This is a genomic window from Hymenobacter jeollabukensis (assembly GCF_005771675.1).
Taxonomy (GTDB): domain Bacteria; phylum Bacteroidota; class Bacteroidia; order Cytophagales; family Hymenobacteraceae; genus Solirubrum; species Solirubrum jeollabukense.
On record NZ_VAJM01000004.1, the window covers coordinates 119570 to 140563 of the forward strand.

16 protein-coding genes and 1 other RNA gene are annotated in these 20994 nt (G+C 62.9%); 10 read left to right on the plus strand and 7 right to left on the minus strand.

Going from position 1 to position 20994, the window contains the following annotated elements:
- Positions 1-112: 112 nt before the first annotated feature.
- The 3 genes from FDY95_RS10560 (at position 113) to FDY95_RS10570 (ending at position 2536) form a co-directional block, all read left to right on the plus strand.
- Positions 113-610: a nuclear transport factor 2 family protein gene (locus tag FDY95_RS10560; RefSeq protein ID WP_246073988.1), complete on the plus strand. Its 498-nt coding sequence runs from the start codon at positions 113-115 to the stop codon at positions 608-610.
- A gap of 260 nt (positions 611-870) precedes the next feature.
- Positions 871-1917: a class 1 fructose-bisphosphatase gene (gene fbp / locus FDY95_RS10565; RefSeq protein ID WP_138077562.1), complete on the plus strand. Its 1047-nt coding sequence runs from the start codon at positions 871-873 to the stop codon at positions 1915-1917.
- Between the two features lie 94 nt (positions 1918-2011).
- Positions 2012-2536: a DinB family protein gene (locus tag FDY95_RS10570; RefSeq protein WP_138077564.1), complete on the plus strand. Its 525-nt coding sequence runs from the start codon at positions 2012-2014 to the stop codon at positions 2534-2536.
- Between the two features lie 7 nt (positions 2537-2543).
- On the opposite strand, the gene FDY95_RS26300 is transcribed toward FDY95_RS10570, so the two are convergent.
- The 3 genes from FDY95_RS26300 to FDY95_RS10580 all read right to left on the minus strand — a co-directional run bounded on the left by FDY95_RS26300 (position 2544) and on the right by FDY95_RS10580 (position 6092).
- Entirely contained in the window at positions 2544-2714 is a 171-nt protein-coding gene (locus FDY95_RS26300) for a hypothetical protein (protein ID WP_171025635.1), read from the minus strand.
- 70 nt (positions 2715-2784) lie between these two features.
- On the minus strand, positions 2785-3657 hold the full coding sequence (locus FDY95_RS10575; RefSeq protein WP_138077566.1) for a pirin family protein: 873 nt from the start codon (positions 3655-3657) through the stop codon (positions 2785-2787).
- Between the two features lie 299 nt (positions 3658-3956).
- Positions 3957-6092, minus strand: a complete 2136-nt coding sequence (locus tag FDY95_RS10580; RefSeq protein WP_138077568.1) for a T9SS type A sorting domain-containing protein — start codon at positions 6090-6092, stop codon at positions 3957-3959.
- A 290-nt stretch (positions 6093-6382) separates the two neighbouring features.
- On the opposite strand from FDY95_RS10580, the gene FDY95_RS10585 reads away from it, so the two are divergent.
- Positions 6383-7663, plus strand: a complete 1281-nt coding sequence (locus FDY95_RS10585) for a Kelch repeat-containing protein (protein WP_171025636.1) — start codon at positions 6383-6385, stop codon at positions 7661-7663.
- 37 nt (positions 7664-7700) lie between these two features.
- Here the strand turns inward: FDY95_RS10585 and FDY95_RS10590 are convergent, their stop codons facing one another.
- Positions 7701-7988 carry a hypothetical protein gene (locus FDY95_RS10590; RefSeq protein ID WP_138077572.1) on the minus strand — a complete coding sequence of 96 codons (288 nt, stop codon included), beginning with the start codon at positions 7986-7988 and terminating at the stop codon, positions 7701-7703.
- Positions 7989-8092: 104 nt separating this feature from the next.
- On the opposite strand from FDY95_RS10590, the gene FDY95_RS10595 reads away from it, so the two are divergent.
- A complete protein-coding gene (locus tag FDY95_RS10595; protein ID WP_138077574.1) occupies positions 8093-8785 on the plus strand; it encodes a hypothetical protein in 693 nt (230 codons plus the stop codon).
- Positions 8786-9096: 311 nt separating this feature from the next.
- Positions 9097-10077 (plus strand): hypothetical protein, encoded by a 981-nt coding sequence (locus FDY95_RS10600; protein ID WP_138077576.1) that lies wholly within the window; start codon positions 9097-9099, stop codon positions 10075-10077.
- Between the two features lie 61 nt (positions 10078-10138).
- Here the strand turns inward: FDY95_RS10600 and icd are convergent, their stop codons facing one another.
- Both icd and FDY95_RS10610 read right to left on the minus strand, forming a co-directional pair.
- A complete protein-coding gene (icd, locus tag FDY95_RS10605) occupies positions 10139-11404 on the minus strand; it encodes an NADP-dependent isocitrate dehydrogenase (protein ID WP_138077578.1) in 1266 nt (421 codons plus the stop codon).
- Positions 11405-11787: 383 nt separating this feature from the next.
- Positions 11788-14856 (minus strand): M16 family metallopeptidase, encoded by a 3069-nt coding sequence (locus FDY95_RS10610; protein WP_246073989.1) that lies wholly within the window; start codon positions 14854-14856, stop codon positions 11788-11790.
- Between the two features lie 349 nt (positions 14857-15205).
- Here FDY95_RS10610 and FDY95_RS10615 point away from each other — a divergent pair, with 349 nt between their 5' ends.
- A complete protein-coding gene (locus FDY95_RS10615) occupies positions 15206-15595 on the plus strand; it encodes an endonuclease domain-containing protein (protein WP_138077580.1) in 390 nt (129 codons plus the stop codon).
- A gap of 78 nt (positions 15596-15673) precedes the next feature.
- Here FDY95_RS10615 and FDY95_RS10620 read toward each other — a convergent pair whose 3' ends face one another.
- On the minus strand, positions 15674-17770 hold the full coding sequence (locus FDY95_RS10620) for a DNA polymerase III subunit gamma/tau (protein ID WP_138077582.1): 2097 nt from the start codon (positions 17768-17770) through the stop codon (positions 15674-15676).
- A gap of 462 nt (positions 17771-18232) precedes the next feature.
- Between FDY95_RS10620 and FDY95_RS10625 the strand changes: the two genes are divergently transcribed.
- The 3 genes from FDY95_RS10625 to FDY95_RS10635 all read left to right on the plus strand — a co-directional run bounded on the left by FDY95_RS10625 (position 18233) and on the right by FDY95_RS10635 (position 20840).
- On the plus strand, positions 18233-18751 hold the full coding sequence (locus FDY95_RS10625) for a hypothetical protein (protein ID WP_138077584.1): 519 nt from the start codon (positions 18233-18235) through the stop codon (positions 18749-18751).
- Between the two features lie 152 nt (positions 18752-18903).
- Positions 18904-19274: a transfer-messenger RNA gene (gene ssrA, locus FDY95_RS10630) on the plus strand.
- A 252-nt stretch (positions 19275-19526) separates the two neighbouring features.
- Entirely contained in the window at positions 19527-20840 is a 1314-nt protein-coding gene (locus tag FDY95_RS10635) for a cystathionine gamma-synthase family protein (protein WP_138077586.1), read from the plus strand.
- Positions 20841-20994 lie beyond the last annotated feature (154 nt).

The window sequence follows — 20994 nt, forward strand, 5'->3', positions numbered from 1 at the left end:
ATTCAACGAAGCGGTAGAGATGCTTCGGCAAGCTCAGCATGACAATACTCCCGGACGTCAGCAAGCGAGATGTCTCGACTTTGCTCGGCCTGACGCCCATATTGTCCTTTCCATGAAACGAATCCTCTCTTTTTCCATAGCCACCTTGCTCATCTTGGGACTAGCAGCCTTCACCACCATTCACGGCAAAGACGGCAAGCCCAACGCCAAGGACGCGGCGGCGGCCAAGGAAGTGGAAGCCTTGGAGCGGCAGCGCTTCGAGGCGCAGGTGAAAAAAGACTATGCCTTCCTGGAGAAGGTCTTCGCCGACGACCTGGTGTACACCCACTCCAACGGCAAGCAGAACGGCAAAACGGACTACATCCAGTCGATTCGCGACGGCAAGAGCGTGTACGACAAGATTGACGTGGAAGCCCTGAACGTGCGCGGCTACAACGACGGCAAAGCGGCCGTGGTCAACGGCACCATCACCATCTACCAGCCCAACAAGCCCGACGGCACGCCCAACATTGCCCACCTGAAGTACGTGGTGGTGCAGATCAAGGACAGCAAAAAAGGCTGGCAGGTAGTGCTGTGGCAGAGCCAGAAGCAGGCCGAACCGAAAAGCTAATTATTCCCTCTTTCGCGGCTCGTCAGTGGGCCGCGTACCGCAACACTGGGGTGGCTGGGCCGGCGCTATTTTGGCTGTGCAAGCTACCGGTCCGGACCATTCCCGGTCGTTGCGGGAGAGTGCAGAACAGTCGTGCTGAGCATGTTGGGGAACTTGCTGGTAGTTAGGTTGCTAACAGCCTGATTCGGCAAGCCGCCTTCAGCGCGCTCAGCATGCTGCGTTTCTGCCCCCAGTCACACCCCCCTAATTCCCACCCGCACATGAGCAATACCTCTACCAACCAGAATCCACTGCCCGAAACCAGCATTGCCTCGCCCGTGGGCACCACCCTGGAGCGCTACATCATGCAAAAGCAAAGCGAGTTTGCTTTTGCCACGGGCGAGTTGTCGCAGCTGCTGCGCGACATTGCCTTGGCCGGCAAAATCATCAACCGCGAAGTGAACCGGGCGGGCCTGGCGGGCATCACCGGCGCTTACGGCCAGCAGAACGTGCAGGGCGAGGAGCAGCAGCAGCTCGACGTGGTGGCCAACATCCGCTTTATCCGCGCCCTGCGCAACGGCGGGCAGGCCTGCGCGGTGCTCTCGGAGGAAGAGGACGACATCATCCACACCGGCAACGACCACGGCCGCTACGTGGTGGCCATCGACCCGCTCGACGGCTCCTCCAACATCAACGTCAACGTCTCGATCGGGACCATCTTCGCCATTTACCGCCGCGTGACGCCGGTGGGCTCCAAGGCCACCCGCGCCGACTTCCTGCAGGGCGGGCGCCAGCAGGTGGCGGCCGGCTACATCCTCTACGGCTCGAGCACCATGCTGGTATACACCACCGGGCACGGCGTGGCGGGCTTCACCTACGAGCCGTCGTTGGGCGAATTTTTCCTCTCGCACCCGAGCATCACCATTCCCACCGAGGGCAAAACCTTCTCCTGCAACGAGGGCAACTGGTTCGACTACCCCGAGTGCGTGCGCACCTACCTCACCGACTGCAAGCGGCAGCGCTTTGCCGGCCGCTACGTGGGCTCGTTGGTGGCCGATTACCACCGCAACCTCTTTACCGGCGGCATCTACCTCTACCCGCCCACGGCCAAGAACACCAACGGCAAGCTGCGCCTGCTCTACGAGTGCTACCCGCTGGCCTTCCTCATCGAGCAGGCCGGGGGCCAGGCCTACGGGGAGCACGGCCCGGTACTCGACGTGACGCCCATCGACTTTCACCAGCGCAGCCCGCTTTACATCGGCTCCCCGGCCATGGTGACGGCCTACCAGGACTGTGTCAGCGCGGCCGAGCCGGCGGCTACGGCCTAAGCCTCAGCAGCCGCCAAATGCAAAAAGCCTCCCGGGCAGGGAGGCTTTTTGCATTTGGGGCCAACATCCGGCGCGGGGCCCGGTTGATGCCGGTATGACGACTCCGCCCGACACCCGCGAAGTATGGCTGCGCGGTCCGCTGCCCGATATGCCCACCCTGGTGCAGCCCGTGGCCCACGCCCTGCTACAGGCCCGCGAAGAGCTGCACGCTGCCCTGGCCGACTTTCCCGCTGAGCTGCTGTGGCAAAAGCCAGCCGGCGTGGCCTCGGTAGGATTTCACCTGCAGCACCTCACCGGCGTGCTCGACCGGCTGCTGACCTACGCCCACGGTCAGTCGCTCAGCGAAGCCCAACAAGCCTATCTAGCTGCCGAAGGACAAGAACAGGCTGAAGCTACGCCCGCCACCTTGCTGCAGGCTTTCGACGCACAGGTCGACCGGGCCCTGGCTCAGCTGCGCGCCACCGACCCGGCCACGCTCACGACGGTGCGCGGCGTGGGGCGGGCGCAGCTGCCGTCTACGGTCATCGGGCTGCTTACGCACGCGGCCGAGCACACCATGCGCCACCTCGGGCAGCTGCTGGTGACGGCGCGCATTCTGCGGGCCGGCGCCGGGCGCTAAGGCGTGGCTAGGCTTCGGGCGGAGCCTTGCTGCGGCGGCTCTGCACGAAGCCCACGGCCAGGAACGCCGCCCCGATGCCGGCAAAGGCCCGGTTGCGGCGCTTGGTCATGCCGATGGTGATGAATACCAGGCCGATGATAAACCAGATAAAGGCGCGGTTGACTTGCGGAGTGGCCACGGCGAGAAAGGCGTTGCAGTTGAAACTGCCGCCAAGGTAACACGGATTTCCGGCCGCCGTGGAGCCGTGCCTAGTCGTCGAAGGAGCCCAGGCGGCCGCCTTCATAGTCGGCAATGGCCTGCATCAGCTCCTCGTTGGTGTTCATCACGAAGGGGCCGTAGGTGGCCAGCGGCTCCACGATGGGCGCGCCGGCCAAGACCAGCACGATGCTGTCTTCGGCGGCGCTGATGCGGATATCCGGCGCATCCCAGCCGAACACAACGAGCTGCTTGGTATGGGCGGGACGGTGCTCGTTGAGGAGCACGTCGCCCTTCACCACGTAGAGGCCCACGTTGTAGTCGGCGGGCAGGTGCAGGGTGGTGCTGCTGCCTTCGGGCAGGTGGGCGTCGAGCAGGGTGAGCGGGGAGAAGGTATGGGCCGGACCCTGCACGCCCTGGTACTCGCCCGCAATGACGCGGATGCGGCCCGGGCCGCTTGCCACGGCCACGCTGGGAATAACCGCCGCGGGCAGCTCCTGGTAGTTGGGCGGGGCCAGCTTATCCTTGGCGGGCACGTTCACCCACAGCTGAATCAGCTCCAGGGTGCCGCCGCGGCGGGCAAATTCCCGCTCGTGCATTTCCTCGTGCAGCAGGCCTGCGCCGGCCGTCATCCACTGCACGTCGCCGGGGCCGAGGTGGCCATGGTGGCCGGCGGTGTCGCGGTGGGCGAGGTAGCCCTGGTACACCACCGTCACCGTCTCGAAGCCGCGGTGGGGGTGCGGGTGCGCGCCCAGGGGCGTGTCGGTGGGCTGCACGGGCGTGGGGCCGGTGTGGTCGAGGAGCAGGAAGGGGCTGAGCTGCCGGATGCGCGAGCCCGGCATGGGGCTGCACACGTCGAACCCGTCGCCGACGAGCTTTTTAGCGCCGTCGATGACCTGGAAAATGCGCCGGAAAGGTTTGGTCATGGTTGTGGAGGGGATGGGGCAGGAAGCGGCGCGCTAGAGGGGTCGGTGGCTCTGACGAAGGGGCGAGGTTTGGCAAGAAAGCCGCAGGGCCGGCAAATTGTTCGATGCCGCCGACCGGGCCGGGCACACCAACGCCTGTTTAATCTTATTTCAGCTATATGCAGGTGATTTTATTTAGCGAAAAACAACGTTTCGGCTGCGCAAAGCGCTTCGGCCGCGGCCGGGCCCGGGCTGTGGACCGGGGCCGACCGCGGCCGAAGCGCTGCGGGGTCGTTGGAGAATCGGACGGCCTGCCGGCCTTACTGCTTCAGGAAGCGGGCCGAGGCCGTCCCGACGCGCACCACGTACACGCCGGCGGGCAGCCGCGCTACCGATACCCGCGCCTGGCCACCCGTCAGGGCCAGGTGCAGCAGCGGGCGGCCGTGCATGTCCTGAATGACGCCGGCCGGCCCCGCGTCGGGGGCGGCGCTGATGCTCAGCCAGTCGGTGGCGGGGCTGGGAGTGAGCAGCAGGCCGAGGGCGACGGGGCGCACGGCGGCAATGGGCGAGTAGGTGGCGCTGCCGTCGACGTCCAGCTGGCGCAGGCGGTAGTAGAGGGTGGCGGCGCGGGGCGCGGCTTCGTCGCGGAACTGGTAGTGGCGGGCGCTGCTGCTGCTGCCGGCCCCGGCTACCCGGCCGATGGGGGCGAACTGGCGGCCATCGGCGGAGCGCTGCACCTCGAAGCCGGCGTTATTCAGCTCCTGGGCGGTGGCCCAGCGCAGGTCGACGGTGGCGGGGCCGGCGGCCTGGGCCGTGAAGCCGAGCAGCGTGACGGGCAGCGGGGCCGCGGAGCTGCCGAGGGTGAGCACGCCCAGGTCGGTGAGGCCGGCGCGGCTGACGGTGCGGGCGCCGGGGTCGACGGTGGCATCGGGCAGGGGCTGCCAGGGGCTGCTGCCGTTGGCGGAGCGGTACAGGACGAGGTTGCTGGTCGGAATGCCGTTCAGCTCGGCGTCGCGGTAGGGGAAGACGATGTCGTAGTTGAGGCCGGTGCTGGTGGGGGCGGTGAGCTGGTACTGGCGCAGGATGCTGGCGTTGCCCTCGGCGCCGGTAACGGCGGTGCCGGTGGTGCGCAGGGCGGTGACGACGCCGGGCAGGGGCGCGGCCTGGGGCGTGAGCTGCAGGCCGTCGGGGAAGGTGTAGGCGGTGCCGGCCTGGGCCAGGTCGCGGCTCATCTGCAGGCGGCCGAGCAGGTAGCTGGTGGCGGTTTCGGTGAGCGTGGCGTTGCCGAGCAAGGTGAAGGTGTTGCTGCCCGTGTTCAGAATGCCGCTCATGAAAATCAGGTTCTGGCTCGACGAGGCCGAAAGCAGCAGGGTTTTGGTGCCGGTGCCGGCAATAGTCAGGTAGTCGAAGGCCAGGCTGCTGCCGCCGATGGTCTGGGAGCCGTTGCCGGTGAAGCGGACGGCGCGGCCGTTGGGCTGAAAGCTGTTGAAGTTGAAGAAATTTCCGTTCACGTTCAGGTCGCCGCCGATGACGGAGGAGAGGCGCAGGGTGCCGCTGGGGCTCACCGTCACGTTTTGGGCCGTGACGGGCGTGCTGCTGCTGCCAAAATCGAGGGTGCCGGCCGACACGACCAGGGTGCCGCCGATGGTCCAGCCCGCGCCCCCGCCGCTGCTGCGCGTGATGCCGCCGCCGGGCGTGGTCAGGTTGAAGTCGAACACGGAGATGCCGCCGAAGCCCGTCACGGTGCCGCCGGGGAAGGTGTAGCTGCTGCGGCTAAAGGGGTTGGTGGTGCCGGTGCTGGCCGTGCTGCTGACGGTGTAGTAGTAGGTGAAGGCGGGGTTGTTGCCGTTGACGCCCGAGGGGTTGGTGCCGGGCATCTGGTCGTAGATGAAGTAGGGCTGGGATTCGCTGGCTTCGTAGCCAAACCAGTTGAAGGCGGCGGGGCGGGCGCTCAGGCCGGGCAGGGCCGCCCAGCGCAGGCGCAGCTCGCGGGTGGTGCCGCCCGAGGTGCCGGCGCTGATGTCGGCGGCGGTGGTGCTGTTGGCCGACCAGCCGCCGCTGCCGTTGGTGCTGCTGAAGGCCAAGTAGTTGCTGCCCGGCTGCCAGTACACGCGCACGTCGGCGCGGAAGGGCAGGGTGGGGGTGGTGCTGTACTCGGAAGTGCCGGTGATGCTGCCGAAGCTGGCGTTGATGACGTTGGCCGGCAGGTTGGGGTTCACGTCGAGGTAGAGGAACACCGGCTCGTTGGGGGCGCCGCCGGTTTTGGCGACGTAGAGGTAGGTATCGTCCCAGGCCATGGCCCAGGCGCCGCCCTGGGCCGGGTATTCGCCGCTGTTGATGACGCCGTCCTGCACGGGCGCGGTGCTGACAAACTGGGCGCGGGCCGCGAGGGCAGCCCATAGGAAACACGCCAGGGCCAGGGCGCCACGGCGAAAGAGTGAGTAAGAGTGGGGCATGAACGGGTGGTAATATGAGCCTCTAAAATTGCATAGTTTTTATGGTTTTCGGATGAGGTGATAAGCTTTTAAGGGTGCTGCTGGTGCTGCCCGGCGGTGGTGCCGCTGCCGGGGGTGGTGTTGCGCGAGGCGGCACCGGTGATGTTGGGGCCGTCGGTGGGGCTGGGGAAAGGCTTGGGGCGCGGCAACGAGGGGCCAGGGCCGCCGGGCAGGCGGCAGGGGCTATATTTGGAGGAAGCTATGTCACATCGGGCTGCCACTGGCCCGACGCGTGGCTTCGATTCATGCTGATGAAGACCACTGTCTACGCCGCGGTGCTGCTGGCCGGCCTGCTGAGCAGCGGCCACCTGGGGGCGCAAACCCTCGACCCCACGCTAAGCCCGCCCAGCGCAACGGCCGGCGCCGCCCCAGCCGCAACGGCCCCGCCCGCCGCCCGCACCACGGCGGCCTGGACGACCCTGGCCTCTATGAGCACGGCCCGGGCCCAGCCGGGGGTGGTGGCGCATCCCAATGGCAACATCTACGTGTTCGGGGGCTACAACGGCAGCACCACCTTCAGCTCGACGGAGGCCTATAACGTGGCCACCGATACCTGGACGAGCCGGGCGGCTATGCCACAGGCCCGGCAGGGCATGGCCTGCGCGGTGGGCCGCGACGGTAATATCTACACCTTCGCGAGCCGCGCCCAGGGTATCGGCTACCGCTCGGAGTGCTACCGCTATAATCCGGCGGCCGATACCTGGACGGCCATTGCCTCGATGCCGGTGGCGCGCTGGCAGGCCCGGGCAGTAACGGCCCCCAGCGGCCTGATTTACGTGTTTGGGGGCTGGAATGCCGACCAGTCGACCTTGGCCGGCGCTGAGGTGCAGATCTACGACCCGGCCGCCAACAGTTGGACCCTGGGCACGCCCATGCCCGCGCGGGTGATGGGCATGGGGGCGGCCTTGGACGTGACGGGACGGGTACACCTCTACGGGGGCATGAGTGATACTAATCCGTACCCGCCGTTGACGAGCCACTACATCTACAACCTGGCCACCAACAGCTGGACCACCGGCCCGGACCTGCCCGCGCCGGCCCGGGGCTACACCACCGGGGCCGCCGGCGCCGACGGCAACCTCTACATCCTCGGCGGCGACTCGGACATCGCGCAGAACATGGGGACGATGTACAGCAACGTGGACACCTTCAGCCCGCTGACCAATGCCTGGAGCGCCGGCACCGCCCTGCCGGTAGCCCTGACCGAGCTGGGGGCGGTGGCCATGGGCGACTACGTGTACGTGCTGGGCGGGCTGACGGGGAGCAACGCCCCCAGCGCCGCCGTGTACCGCACGAGTACGCCGCTCGTCACTACTACCTGGACGGGTGGTGTGTCGACCGATTGGTACACGGCGGGGAACTGGTCTAACGGCGTACCCGACGTGACGAAGTACGCGGTGGTGCCCGGCGGCCGGTCGCGCTACCCCGTCATCGGCAGCGGCACGGCCACCGCCCGCAAGATGACGCTGAACGCCGGTGCCCGGCTGAACCTCAACGGGGGGCGGCTGGACCTGGTGGATGCCGCTAACTAGCGCTGGGAGGAGTAACCCGAGAAGTCGTTCTGATACTTCACGGGCCGGCCAGGCTTGTTGAAGCATGCGGGCCGGTTTGCCCGTTGCGCACACCCCTGTGGGCGGGCGCGGCAGGAGCGGTATCGGCCAGGCCGGCAGGCCGGTCGAAAGCGGTAAAACGCGTGTCGGAAGGAGGATAAGTCGTTTCGACAGCAGTCAATACCGCGTCGAAAGCGGTGACGAGCGTGTCGGAAGCAGTTAGGAGCGTGTCGAAAGCAGTAAGAGGGGTGTCGAAAGCGGTAAAAACGGTTTCGAAAGCAGTGGAGAGCGTGTCGAAAGCAGTCAACACCGTGTCGAAAATTATTGGCGGGGCGGCGGACGCGGGGCGTTGGAAATGCGCGGGGCAATGGGTAGCATTAAGCCTGTTATTCACCCTCATTCCCTTCTATCATGCCAGATCGAGTAGTGCCGTTGTTTAATTGCCGCGCCGAGGAAGTGGCGCCGCTGGCCCGCCTGCTGCGGGCGCATTACCAGGAAGACGCCGCCGATTTCGTGGAGCTGCTGCCCGAGGAGTATGGCAAGCACTTTCTAACCGATTACGACGCCCGCCTGCAGGCCGCCGAGGCCGCGGACAGTCAGCGCAGCGCGGCGGGCCGCAGCCAGCAGCTGGGCCAACAGGTGCTGGCCACCATGGAGCAGCTGCCGCTGCGGCTGAACCGCCTGGAGGCGCGCCTGCGCCGGGCCGAGGGCCTGACGGTGCCGCTGAAGGCCTTTGGCCTGAAGCCGGTGCGCGACGCCCGCGAGGCCAACGACCCGGAGCGGCTGGAGCTGGCGCTGAAAACCCTGCTGCAGAACCTGGATGCCAACGCCGCCGCGCTGCAGGCCAAGGGCCACAAAGCCGAGGAAACCGAGCAGCTGCGCGCCCTGCGCCAGGAGCTGGCCGCCGGCAGCACCGCCCAGGACGTGGCCCAGACCCGGCAGCAGGGCGTGACGCAGGAGGCCACGCAGGTGCTCAACGAGCTGTTTCGGCTGATGCAGGAGCTGATGGCCGACGGCAAGAGCCTGTACCGCGGCGTGGACAAGGCCAAGGTGAAGAACTACACGCTGACGCAGCTGCTGAAGCGGGTGCGGCGGGAGGCGTAGACCTCACCCCCCGGCCCCCTCTCCTTAGGGAGAGGGGGTGCGTTCAACGAGTTTTAGCAGGGCATTCCGGTTGGGGTGCCCTGCTTTTTTGTGGGTTCTGGATTGCTGCTGGGGCGGCAGGAATGGCACAGCTTCCGGGTCATGGCTTGGCGCGAGTTAAGCGCAGCCTCGTGCCTTTTGGGTTGGTAGGAATGTTCAGTGCTAGCACTGATGTGTGTGGTATAAAGTGCAATTAATTTGGTTGAAAAATCAACCGGGTAAACTCAGTCTGATACTATGATTGAGTAGGAATTCTTTAATTTTTGAAGCACATGAAAAACACACTGCTGCTTATCGGCCTTGCTTTGGTAGCTCATATGAGCTACGGGCAAATTCAGGGACAAACCGCGAGCAAATCAACGATAGAGGAGGCGTCTGTTCACGCGACTAGAACGGCCAACGATGATACTCGCATTATCCAATGGAATATCAAGCTAACTCCTGATGGGGATGTGAAGAAAGTATTGGATGGGGAGAAAATAACTCCGGTTAATGGCTCCTTGGGATTCTCAGCGGAACGCTATATCACATATGTAGCTCCAGAAAAAGATGAGGAGGTTAGAGTATATGCTGGCAGTATTAACTTTTTGGTAAATCTGGCTTCCACTGTAGATACTTTGCGGGCGTTATTCGATGCTAATGGCAACATCACCAATAGAAAGTTGTTCGGCACCACACTTCTGCTGCCTACACCTGGAGGTCGTTTTGGCAAAGCAATACTACTCAATTTTGATTATTTGCCTTTCCATGATTCTCATGCAAAGGCGAACGAAGGCTTAAGGAGTGCCTTTTTTAGAGAACTTGCTATCAGTGGTTATTTCAATGCCTCTAGCACACAGTGGCAACTGAGTGATAAGAATGTAAAAGATACAAGGATTATGGCTGGTGCTCTATATGCACAATGGGATATTATTACAACGTATATGAGTATATTTAATACGAATCAAACACCCAAGAATACTTTTAGATTTTCTCCATTCATAGGATATACGTTCAGGCATATTGGTGGTGATATACAGCTTGATAAGCCATTAAGGACCGCAGTACTTGGAACAGATAAAAATTTCTTTTCAGGAATAGATGCTGGGTGTTCTATATTTGTTAATAACCTAAGGGTTTCGGTTTCATTTCCTTATTTTAGAAAACAAAATATAGAAGGATTTGGCAAATCACAATTTGTTACTTCTTTCGGAATAAGTGCTAATTTGAATCTAGACACAATTGAAAAGATGAAGACAACTAAATTAAACTGAAGCCAAAAAGAAGAGCCCCGCAGTTTTGCGAGGCTCTTCTTGTGTGGCCTAAGCCAAGGTATTACATATCCTTGATAATCTCGTCGCCGAACTCCGAGGTTTTCAGGAGGGTGGCGCCTTCCATCAGGCGTTCGAAGTCGTAGGTGACGCGCTTGGCGGCAATGGCGGCTTCGAGGCCTTTGTAGATGAGGTCGGCGGCTTCCTGCCAGCCCATGTACTCCAGCATGAGGGCGCCGGAGAGGACGACGGAGCCGGGGTTCACCTTGTCCTGGCCGGCGTACTTGGGCGCGGTGCCGTGGGTGGCCTCGAAGATGGCGTGGCCGGTGAGGTAGTTGATGTTGGCGCCTGGCGCGATGCCGATGCCGCCCACGATGGCGGCCAGGGCGTCGGAGATGTAGTCGCCGTTGAGGTTGAGGGTGGCTACCACGTCGTAGTCGGCGGGGCGGAGCAGGATCTGCTGCAGGAAGGCGTCGGCGATGCTGTCCTTGATAAGGATTTTGCCCGAGGCCAGCTCGTTCTTCATGTGGGCGTTGGCCGCGTCCTGGCCGTGCTTGGCGGCCAGCTTATCGAACTGGGCCCAGGTGAAGACCTTGTCGCCGAATTCCTTTTCGGCCAGCTCGTAGCCCCAGGTTTTGAAGGCGCCCTCGGTGAACTTCATGATGTTGCCCTTATGCACCAGCGTCACCGACTCGCGCTTGTTTTCCAGCGCGTAGTTGATGGCGGCGCGCACGAGGCGGTCGGTGCCTTCTTTCGAGACGGGCTTGATGCCGAAGGAGGAGGTTTCGGGGAAGCGGATTTTCTTCACGCCCATCTCGTCCTGCAGGAATTCCAGCATTTTCTGGGCCTGCGGGGTGCCGTTCATGTACTCGATGCCGGCGTAGATATCCTCGGTGTTTTCGCGGAAGATGACCATGTCGGTCAGCTCGGGGTGCTTCACCGGGGAGGGCACGCCCTCAAACCAGCGCACGGGGCGCACGCAGGCGTAGAGGTCGAGTTCCTGGCGCAGGGCCACGTTGAGGGAGCGGATGCCGCCGCCCACGGGGGTGGTCAGCGGGCCTTTGATGCCGACGAGGTATTCGCGGAAGGCATCGAGGGTATCGTTGGGGAGCCAGTTGTTGAGCTGCTTGTACGACTTTTCGCCGGCCAGGACTTCTTTCCACTCAATCTTACGGGCGCCACCGTAAGCTTTTTCGACAGCAGCGTTGAATACGCGGACCGAGGCGGCCCAGATGTCGGGACCGGTACCGTCGCCTTCAATGAACGGAATAGTGGGACGGTCAGGAACGTTGAGTTTACCGTTCTTGATGGTAATCTTCTGGTCAGCCATATGATGCGTTGTCAGGAAATGACGCGGGGGTTAGTGGGTTGTGGTTGGGTCGAAACAGCCATTTCGGGCGGGCGGTGGGACGTACCCGGGGCGAAATAGGATGCAAAGCACCGACTAAAAACGGGGGGAAACAAGTGTTTGGAAAAAATGTCGTATATGCGGGCCTCACCCCCCGGCCCCCTCTCCCGTGGAGAGGGGGAGCCTGGCGTCAGCAACGGGGCGGAGCTGCTCCGCTCGCGCTGCGCAGCCCCGCCGGGGACAATTCCTCTTCTTGTAGGGCGTAAAAAAGCGGGACCAATGAGCCTGAGCTCATTGGTCCCGCTTTCGTTGCTGATGTCAGGCTCCCCCTCTCCCCTAGGAGAGGGGGCCGGGGGGTGAGGCTCCTAATACCCGAAGATTTCCTTCAGGGTCAGCTGCTTGACTTCGCCGTATTTGGCCAGCTCTTTGAAGTTGAGGCGGTCTTTGGAGCCGATGACGAGGACGGTTTGGGGGCGGCCTTTCACGCGGGCTTCCTGGAACTTCTTGAGGTCCGCGAGGCTCATGTTGGCGGTCTGCTCGTACACGTCGCGGCGCAGGTCGTAGTCGAGGCCGAGGCGCTTGGCCCGCTCGTAGGCGAAGAGCACGTCGGACTTGGTGATGCGCTCGGTGGCAATGCTGTTGCGGATGCTCTGGCGGGCGATGTTGAGGTTGGCCTCGGCCATGGGCATGTCATTGAGCAGGGTCTCCATGCCGGCCATGGCCTCGGGCAGCTTATCGGCCTGGGTGCCGATGTAGCTGAGCTGGTAGTTGGAGCGGCCCACTTTGTCGGCGTTGGCGTAGCGGGAGGTGGCGGAGTAGGCCAGGGCCTTGGACTCGCGCAGCTCCTGGAACACGATGCTGCCCATGTTGCCGCCGAAGTATTCGTTGTAGAGGCTCACCGTGGGCACCAGGGCCTTGTCGTAGGCGTCGCCGCGCGAGAGGAACAGGATTTCGGCCTGCACCATGTTGAAGTCGGTCCAGTACACCTTGCGGTCCTTCAGCGGCAGCTCGGCGAAGTCCTTGGCGGGCGGGGTGGGCGTGAGCTGGGCGGGCGTGTGGTGCAGCTTGAGCAGAACTCCTTCCGCTTCCTGAACTGTGCCTACTTGGAAAGTCCTTTGTGCCTTGGGCTTCTTGGTCAGAGGATCAATTTCACGAGCAGGTATCGGGCTTGCTACTGCAGCAAATTCCCGCGGCCCGTAGTACAGTACGCGGTGCTGGTAGGTTTCCAGCTGCTTGATGCGGCTGATCAGCTCCTGGGGCTTGAGCGACTTCAGCTCCTGGGCGCTGACGATGTTGGTGAAGGGGTTCTTGGGGCCGAACTTGACGTAGTTCAACATGGCCTGGCTGAGGATGACGCCCTTGTTGAGCTTGGCGTCCTGGCGGTTTTTGAGGATGCCGGCCACCATGTCCTTGAGCGCCTGCGGATCGGGCGTGGGGTTGTTGAGCAGCTGCTCAAACAGCTGCAGGGCCGGCTCCATATTCTTGTCGAGGCCGCTGAGGCTGACGAACACCCGGTCGGGGCTGCTGCTCACGTCGAAGGAGCAGCCGAGCTTGTAGAACTCCTGCTGAAGCTGGGCGGCCGAGTACTTGCCGGTGCCCAGGTACTTGAGGTAATCGGCGGCCAGGCCCAGCTTAGGGTCGTTGTTGGTGCCCATATCGAGCACGTAGAACAGGGAGAATAGGTTGTTCTCCGAGTTGCGGGTGTAGAACAGCGGCAGGCCGGGCTTAAGCTCGGTTTGCTGGATGTCCTTCTTGTAGTCGAGGAAGACGGGCTGCAGTTCGGGCGCCTGCAGGGCCACCACCTGCTTGTAGTACTCGGAGCTGGCGTCGCGGTTCACCGGCACCGGCGTAATGGCCGGCTTGATGACCTTGGGCGTGCTGGTGTCCTTGCCGGTGCGCTTGTAGATGAGCGCGTAACCGGGGCCGTAGTACTCATTGGCCACGCGCATCACGTCGGCCTTGGTGATTTTGCCGAACTGCTCGAATTGCTGCAGGTAGTCTTTCCAGTCTTCGCGGGCCACGAAGGCCGACACGAAGGCGCCCGCGCGGGCCTCGTTGCTTTCGTAGCTCTTGGTACGCTGCAGCTGCTCGTTGTTGATGATGGCCGGAATCAGCCACTCGGGGAAGTCGCCCTTTTTTACCTTGTCGAGCTGGGCCAGCATCAGGGCTTTTACCTGGTCGAGCGACTGGCCCTGGCGCGGGGTGCCGTAGAGCACGTGGGTGCTGTAGTCGTTGTTGAAGTCGGCGAAGCTCTGGGCTTCGAGCACGGCCTGCTTCTGGTTCAGGTTCAGGTCGATGAGGCCGGCCTGCCCGTTGGTCAGGATCTTGTCGATCATGCGCAGCACCAAGGCGTCGGGCGTGGCCGTGCCGGGGAAGCGGAAGCCAATCATCACGTTCTCGGCCTGCGGGCCTTTCACTTCCGTCACGATGGGAGCGGTGATGGGCGCTTCCTGGGCGGGCGTGAAGGCCGGTACCGGCTTGTTCTTCAGTTTGCCGAAGTACTGGTCGATGGTGCGAATGGTCTGGTCGAAGTCCAGGTCACCGCTCATGGCAATGGCCATGTTGTTGGGCACGTAGTACCGGTCAAAATACGCCTTGATGGCCGTAATCGAGGGGTTCTGCAGGTGCTCGATGGTGCCGATAGTGGTCTGGGTGCCGTACTCGTGCTTCTGGAACAACGAGCGGTTCAGCGCCTCAAACTCCTTGCTGAAGTCGTTGTCGAGCCCGCGGTTTTTCTCCTCGTACACGGCTTCCAGCTCGGTGTGAAACAGGCGCGGCACCAGCTCCCCGAACCGCTCGGCCTGCACCGAAGCCCACTGCTCCACGCGGTTGGAGGGAATGTCTTCCTGGTACACCGTCTGCTCCACCGAAGTGTAGGCGTTGGAGCCCTTGGCCCCGATGGCGCCCATCAGCTTGTCGTACTCGTTGGCTACCGCGTACTTGGCCGCCACGCCCGATACGGAGTCAATCTGGTGGTAGTATTTCTTGCGCAGCGCCGCGTCGCGAGTGCCGCGGTACTGCTCGTATAGCGCCTCAATCTTTGCCAGCTCGGCCTTCTCGGCGGCGAAATCCTGGGCGCCCAGCCGCGAAGTGCCCTTGAACACCATGTGCTCCAGGTAGTGCGCGAGGCCGGTGGCGTCGTGCGGGTCGTTCTTGGAGCCGGCGCGCACCGCCACGTAGGTCTGAATGCGCGGCGCGTCGTCGTAGTCGGAGAGGTACACCGTCAGGCCGTTATCCAGCGTGTAGATGCGCGTCTTGAGCGGGTCCCCCTCGACGGTGGTGTACTTGTATTCCTTGGGCTTGGGCGCCTCCGGGGCGGCGGGCGTCTGGGTAGTCGGCGCGGTGGCCGTAGCCGCCGGCTTGCTCGACTGGCATTGGGTCAGGAGCCCCAGCGCGGCCACGGCGGGCAGCAGGAGCAGGGAAGGGTTTTTCACGGATAGCAGCGGGATGGAGTAGGAGGGAGGCCAAAGGTAGGTAGGGCCGCAGAACAAGAGAACTGGCGGAAAGCTCCCCTCCTTTTTGAAGGAGGGGACGCCGCCGCTTTAGCGGCGGCTGGGGTGGTTGCGTCGTTGCTGACGTTGTTTGGCTGGGTCCAAGGTGGTTGCGTCGTTGCTGACGTTGGGGGAGAAGTGGCGGGGCTTGTGGGTAATCGTAGAAAAATGAATGTTACTACCTGCCATCAGCAACGACGCAACCACCCCAGTCAACGCTAAAGCGTTGACATCCCCTCCTTCAACTAAAGGAGGGGAGTTGTGGCGGCGCCACACTCTTATTTATGCACTTATGCCCAATACCTTCCGCCACAATCGACAAGAGCTGAAACCTAACCGCCGGGAGTTACGCCGTAACCTCACACCTGCCGAGGCCACGCTGTGGAAGGCCTTGCAGGGTGGGCAACTGGCCGGCCGCAAATTCCGGCGCCAGCACAGTGTGGGGCCGTATATTCTGGATTTCTACTGCCCGAGTGAGAGGCTAGTGGTGGAGCTAGACGGGGCCGGGCACTACAACGTCATCGGCGCAGCGCATGATGCCGTCCGTACGGCTTACCTGAATGGCGTCGGTATCCAGGTGCTGCGGTTCGAAAATAAGCTGGTTTTCGGGCAGCTAGAATGGGTTCTGGCCGCTATTCTAGTTGCTTTCCGGGATGAGGATGGCGGGCAATCATCGTCCTAATGGCGCGGACGACGCAACCACCCCAGCCGTTGCTGACGCAACGGCGTCCCCTCCTTCAAAAAGGAGGGGAGTACGTCCTTAAAAATCCGTGTCCAGGCCCAGCTTCTGCTTCATTTCCAGCAGCACCGGGAATTTCTGGGCCAGGTACTCGAAGCGGTCCGAGGAGGTGTACAGACGCATGGCGTTATTCTCCTGGTGCGTCACCTCGGTCTGGATGCTGAGGCTGCGGTAGCCGGTGCGCTGGCGCAAAGCCATGATGAACTCCGGCTTGAAGGCGTTGAACTGGTCGAGCTGCACCGTGTTTTCCAGCTGTAGCCGCACGACGTGCTGCTCATCGGCCTGCACGGGGCGGTTGAGGATGGTAAACTCGCTCATGCTGATCTGCTTGCGCCTTTCGGCCAGCTCCCGCCACACCTGCTGCAGCCGCTGCTGGTCGATGCTGCCGGTGACGGGCGCGGCGGCTTCTTCTTCGAGCACGGCGGCCTGGGTATCCTGGCGCTGCTGGGTGGCCTGATTTTTCAGCGCCTGCAGGTTCATCTTCGGAATGGCCAGCGGCTTGGCCGCCGGCCGGGCGCTGCCGGGCGCCGTCGATACCGGATCGGGGTTGGCTACCAGCGGGCGGCTGCCGGGCTCGTGTCCGGCCACGCTGGGGCGGCCGGCATCTACGTGCGGCAGCGTATCCACCAGCTGACGGTGCGTGGCGGGCCGCTCCTCCTGCTCGTTCTCGATGCTGGGCGTCGGGTGCATTTCCTCCACCCCGCTCTGCACCGGCACGATGGGCTCGGGCGCGGCCGGCGCGTGGGCCAGGTGGTGGTTGGTTGCTGGTTGGCTGGCGCCTGCCTGCGGGAGCTGGTTGTTGGCCAGCCGCTGGGCCATACGAGGACCTGGGGCAGCCGGCGCCGCATGGCCGTTCGGGGCCGCTCCGTTGGTGGCACTTTGGCCGTTGGCCGCGTAGCCGTTGCCGTTCGTTGCGGCCGGAGCGGCAACGGGCGTTGGCGCGGCGGCCGGGGCTATACCGTCAGTTTTTTTTTTAGCCTCGCCGTTGCTGGCCGAGGCTATCATTTCCTGGGTGAGCTGCACGGCCTGGCGCAGGTAGGCCAGCTTCATGAGCATCAGCTCCACGTGCAGGCGCTGGTTTTTGGCGGCTTTGAAGTCCCGGTCGCACTGGCTGAGCAGGTTCAGGCCGGTCACCAGGAAGCTGAGCGGGGCCTGCCTTGCTTGATCTGCGTACCGCTGGCGCAGGCCCTCCGACACTTCCAGCAGCTGCACCGTCTGCGGGTCCTTGCACACCAGCAGCCCGCGCAGGTGCTCGGCCGCGCCGATGACAAACTGGTGCAGGTCGAAGCCGTTCTGCACCACCTCGTCGAGCAGCAGCAGCGTCTGGCTCAAATCCTGGCGCAGGCAGTAGTCGGTGAGGCGGAAGTAGTACTCGTAGTCGAGGATGTGCAGGTTCTGCACCACCGCCCGGTAGCTCAGCTGATGGCCCGAGAAGGTCACCATCTGGTCGAAGATGCTCAGCGCGTCGCGCAGACCGCCGTCGGCTTTCTGGGCAATGAGGTGCAGCGCGTCCTCTTCGGCCGTCACCTGCTCCTGGCCCGAAATGTAATTCAGGTGCCCGACGATGTCGTCGAGCTTGATGCGGTTGAAGTCGAAGATCTGGCAGCGCGACAGAATCGTCGGAATGATCTTGTGCCGCTCGGTGGTGGCCAGGATGAAGATGGCGTAGCCCGGCGGCTCCTCCAGCGTCTTCAGAAAGGCGTTGAAGGCCGCATTCGAGAGCATGTGCACCTCGTCGATGATGTACACCTTGTAGCGGCCCTGCTGCGGGGCGTAGCGCACCTGCTCCACCAGGCTGCGGATGTCCTCGACGCTGTTATTCGAGGCCGCGTCCAGCTCGTGCACGTTGAACGAGGCGCTCTGGTTGAAGGCGCGGCAGGAGTCGCAGGTGTCGCAGGCCTCGGCTTCCTGGGTGAGGTTGGTGCAGTTGATGGTTTTGGCCAGGATACGGGCGCAGGTGGTCTTGCCCACCCCACGCGGGCCGCAGAACAGAAACGCCTGGGCCAAATGACCCGTCACGATGGCGTTCTGCAGCGTGGTGGTTACGTGCTGCTGCCCAACCACGCTGCGGAACGTGGCGGGACGGTATTTGCGGGCCGAAACGACAAAATTCTCCATAACTCCTAGCCACAAAGATACCCCTAAAAGGCGGGCCGGGAAAGGAAAGTTCGGCCGGCGGCGGTGCCCGCCGGTGCTGCTAGCACCAGGGCGCAGGCCCAGGTTGGTGTTCCGCTTTTATGGCCCAGGCGTGCGGGCTATTCTGGCTGGCAGCACGGCGTTGGGTGTCCGGCGCCCAGCTTATGATGCTGAAGTTGCGCCGCTGGGTCTCAGGTGGAGTTGTGCATTACCTGCGTCTGAATGCTAAATGCTGACCACCAGGCACCCCTAGCGCGTTTCGTGGCGGACTTTCATAGCGTTGAGAGCTTTTGATAGCTGGAAACTCAACGCCGAATGTCAAATGTTATAATTTTATCAATTATTACTTGTATTATAATATTGATTAAGCTATATTATACCTGGATAGTCAGCCCGTCTGCCGTGGCGGCAGGCAGCTGATGCCGGAACCCTAACCATTTCACGATGAACCCAACCTATACCCTTTCCCGCGGGCTGTTGCTGGCCTACGTCCTGCTCACGTTTTACTGCCTGGGGTCCGCCATTTTCACTGAGTGGGCCGAGCTGCGCAGTGCCGCCGACGTTAGCTCCTACCTAAGCGCGGCCGATATGGCGGCCTGGCAAATGGCCGGCACCGACAACACCGCCCTAATCCTCACCATTCTATCAGGCGTGCAGACGGCGGCGCTGCTGGCCCTCGTCTGGCTGCTGCCGGCCTCGGTGCCGCGGGGCGTGCTGTGGGCCGCGCTGGCCTGTCACGTGGTGGTGTGGGGCCTCGGGCTACTGGCCCGCCTGCCCGTCGGCAGCTTCGGCAGCGCCGACCCCGGCCTCGTCGACCTGCTGGTGCGCAGCGGCTGGGGCCGCAAGATGGTGCTGCTGATCGAGGCTCCGCTGGCCGCTTACATGGCCTTCCGGGCCTTCTGGCCGGCCCAGGCAGGCAGCCGCCCAGCCGTCGTGTCCGGCAAGGCGCCGGTGCTAGGCTAAGGTCGGCAAGGTACAATGTTTCCCGGAGCGGGTGGCAGGCTAGTCCTACGGCCCGCTCCGGGAAACTTTTTACCCCGTTTTCACCGTTATTAACCAGGTTGCGCTACCTTCGCAGCCCGCTCCGCTGGTCGGGGCATCGTTCTTACACATTTGGGGCTGACCGGAATTGACAGCTCGTGCAAGTCACGAGTAAGCGTGTCGGGAGTTGGACGAATCTCCCGCTAAAAAATCATCCGAAAAATACCTGGCGACTACTCGTACGCCATGGCTGCCTAGTCTAGGTACTAAGCATTAGCCATCATCCCGCATCCGTCTTCCTTTTCACGGGTGAGTTCGGGGTGTCGAAAGCATTAGGATAGTTTGGGTGGCGCTGCGACGCCCAGGCGAAACTCTAGTAGATAAGGGTAACCTATAGGCCTGATGTGCGCCTCGGTTGCTTCGAAAATTCAAGCATAGATACACACGTAGAAAGCTCGTCGTCTTCCTTGTCTGGACCAGGGTTCGACTCCCTGCAGCTCCACTGAAAACCCGCTTTGCATTGCGCAGGGCGGGTTTTTTTGTTTCTCAAGGCATTACCGTTTGGCTGGTTGTATATCAGCACACCTTTGTTAATGGTACAGCTGCCTTTTTTGCCCTACCGGGCAAAAGGCTGCCGTGTTGGTCTGGCATCAGCAGCATTGTGTAAGTAAGGAGGCTGATGACCCAAACGAACGTTCGGGTCCGGGTTGGGGCAATTTTCTACCTTCGTAGACTGCCACTTCCCCATCCCACCCCCATGAAAGTAAAAAATCTGCGCAAGCAAGCGGAGCTCAACGGGCGCACCCTGAAGCCCGAGAGCCTGATGATGAGCTACGGCTTCAACCCCGAGTGGAGCGAAAACGCCATCAAGTGCCCCATCTTCCAGACGTCGACGTTTGTTTTCAGCAAGGCCGAGGAAGGCAAGGCCTTTTTCGAGCTGGCCTACGGCCTGCGGCAGGCCGAGCCCGGCGAGGAAATGGGCCTGATCTACTCGCGCCTGAACAACCCCTCGCTGGAAATCCTGGAGGACCGCCTTACACTCTGGGACGGCGCCGAGGACGCCGCCGCTTTTGCCTCGGGCATGGCCGCCATCAGCACCTCGCTGCTGGCCCTGCTCAAACCCGGCGACGTGGTGCTGCACGCTGAGCCGGTGTACGGCGGCACCGACTTCTTCCTGAAAAACGTGCTGCCGCGTTTCGGTATCACCGCCGAAAGCTTCTCGCCCACGCTGCCGGCCGACGAGCTGCTGGCCCGCGCCGAAGCCCTGGGCGAGCGGCTGGCCGTGCTCTACGTGGAAACGCCCGCCAACCCCACCAACCACCTCGTCGACCTCGACGCCTGCGTGGCCGCCGCCCGTCGGGCCGGCTCGGCCGAGCGCCCCTGCCGCGTGGTGGTCGACAACACCTTCCTGGGCCCGGTGTTTCAGCACCCGCTCAAGCACGGCGCCGACCTGGTTATCTACTCCGCCACGAAGTTTTTGGGCGGCCACTCCGACCTGATTGCCGGCGCGGCCCTGGGTTCGAAGGCGCTGATGAAGGAAGTGCGGGCCATGCGCACCTTCATGGGTACCATGTGCGACCCGAACACCGGCTGGATGCTCATGCGCAGCCTCGAAACGCTGAAGCTGCGCATGGAGCGCGCCGCCCAATCGGCCCAGATTATTGCCGACTGGCTGCGCGAGCATCCGCAGGTCACGCGCACCTACTACCTCGGCCACCTGGAGCACGACGCGGCCCAGCAGGACATCTACCGCCGCCAGTGCCTCTCGCCCGGCTCCATGATTTCCTTCGACATTCGCGGCGGCGAGGCCGAAGCCTTTGCCTTCCTTAATAGCCTGCAGCTCATCAAGCTGGCCGTGAGCCTGGGCGGCACCGAAAGCCTGGCCGAGCACCCGGCCACCATGACCCACTCCGACATCGAGCCGGCCACCCAGCGCGAAATGGGCATCACCAGCAGCATGGTGCGCCTGAGCATCGGCGTGGAAGATCCGGCAGACCTCATGGCCGACCTCGCCCAGGCCTTTGCCAGCGTGGAAGTTCCCGCCGAAGCGCAGTACGACGCGGTGATTTAACCGCGCTGACGGCTAGACAGCTTGGTAAGTGAAGGAAGCAGCGGCTCACTGGCCGTCATTGCGAGCGAAGCGAAGCAACCGTAGGAAGACGTAGCCAATCCTTCCTCTAGTAGCACCGCCGATAGAATTCCTACTGTCCGAAAACGGCACCGCC

Excerpts from the sequence above, each read along its gene's own strand:
- FDY95_RS10635 (WP_138077586.1), top strand. The coding sequence starts at position 19,527 with ATGAAAGTAAAAAATCTGCGCAAGCAAGCGGAGCTCAACGGGCGCACC.
- FDY95_RS10575 (WP_138077566.1), bottom strand. The coding sequence starts at position 3,657 with ATGACCAAACCTTTCCGGCGCATTTTCCAGGTCATCGACGGCGCTAAA.
- FDY95_RS10600 (WP_138077576.1), top strand. The coding sequence starts at position 9,097 with ATGAAAAACACACTGCTGCTTATCGGCCTTGCTTTGGTAGCTCATATG.
- FDY95_RS10595 (WP_138077574.1), top strand. The coding sequence starts at position 8,093 with ATGCCAGATCGAGTAGTGCCGTTGTTTAATTGCCGCGCCGAGGAAGTG.
- fbp (WP_138077562.1), top strand. The coding sequence starts at position 871 with ATGAGCAATACCTCTACCAACCAGAATCCACTGCCCGAAACCAGCATT.
- FDY95_RS10580 (WP_138077568.1), bottom strand. The coding sequence starts at position 6,092 with ATGCCCCACTCTTACTCACTCTTTCGCCGTGGCGCCCTGGCCCTGGCG.
- FDY95_RS10625 (WP_138077584.1), top strand. The coding sequence starts at position 18,233 with ATGAACCCAACCTATACCCTTTCCCGCGGGCTGTTGCTGGCCTACGTC.
- icd (WP_138077578.1), bottom strand. The coding sequence starts at position 11,404 with ATGGCTGACCAGAAGATTACCATCAAGAACGGTAAACTCAACGTTCCT.
- FDY95_RS10615 (WP_138077580.1), top strand. The coding sequence starts at position 15,206 with ATGCCCAATACCTTCCGCCACAATCGACAAGAGCTGAAACCTAACCGC.
- FDY95_RS10585 (WP_171025636.1), top strand. The coding sequence starts at position 6,383 with ATGAAGACCACTGTCTACGCCGCGGTGCTGCTGGCCGGCCTGCTGAGC.
- FDY95_RS10570 (WP_138077564.1), top strand. The coding sequence starts at position 2,012 with ATGACGACTCCGCCCGACACCCGCGAAGTATGGCTGCGCGGTCCGCTG.
- FDY95_RS10620 (WP_138077582.1), bottom strand. The coding sequence starts at position 17,770 with ATGGAGAATTTTGTCGTTTCGGCCCGCAAATACCGTCCCGCCACGTTC.
- FDY95_RS10560 (WP_246073988.1), top strand. The coding sequence starts at position 113 with ATGAAACGAATCCTCTCTTTTTCCATAGCCACCTTGCTCATCTTGGGA.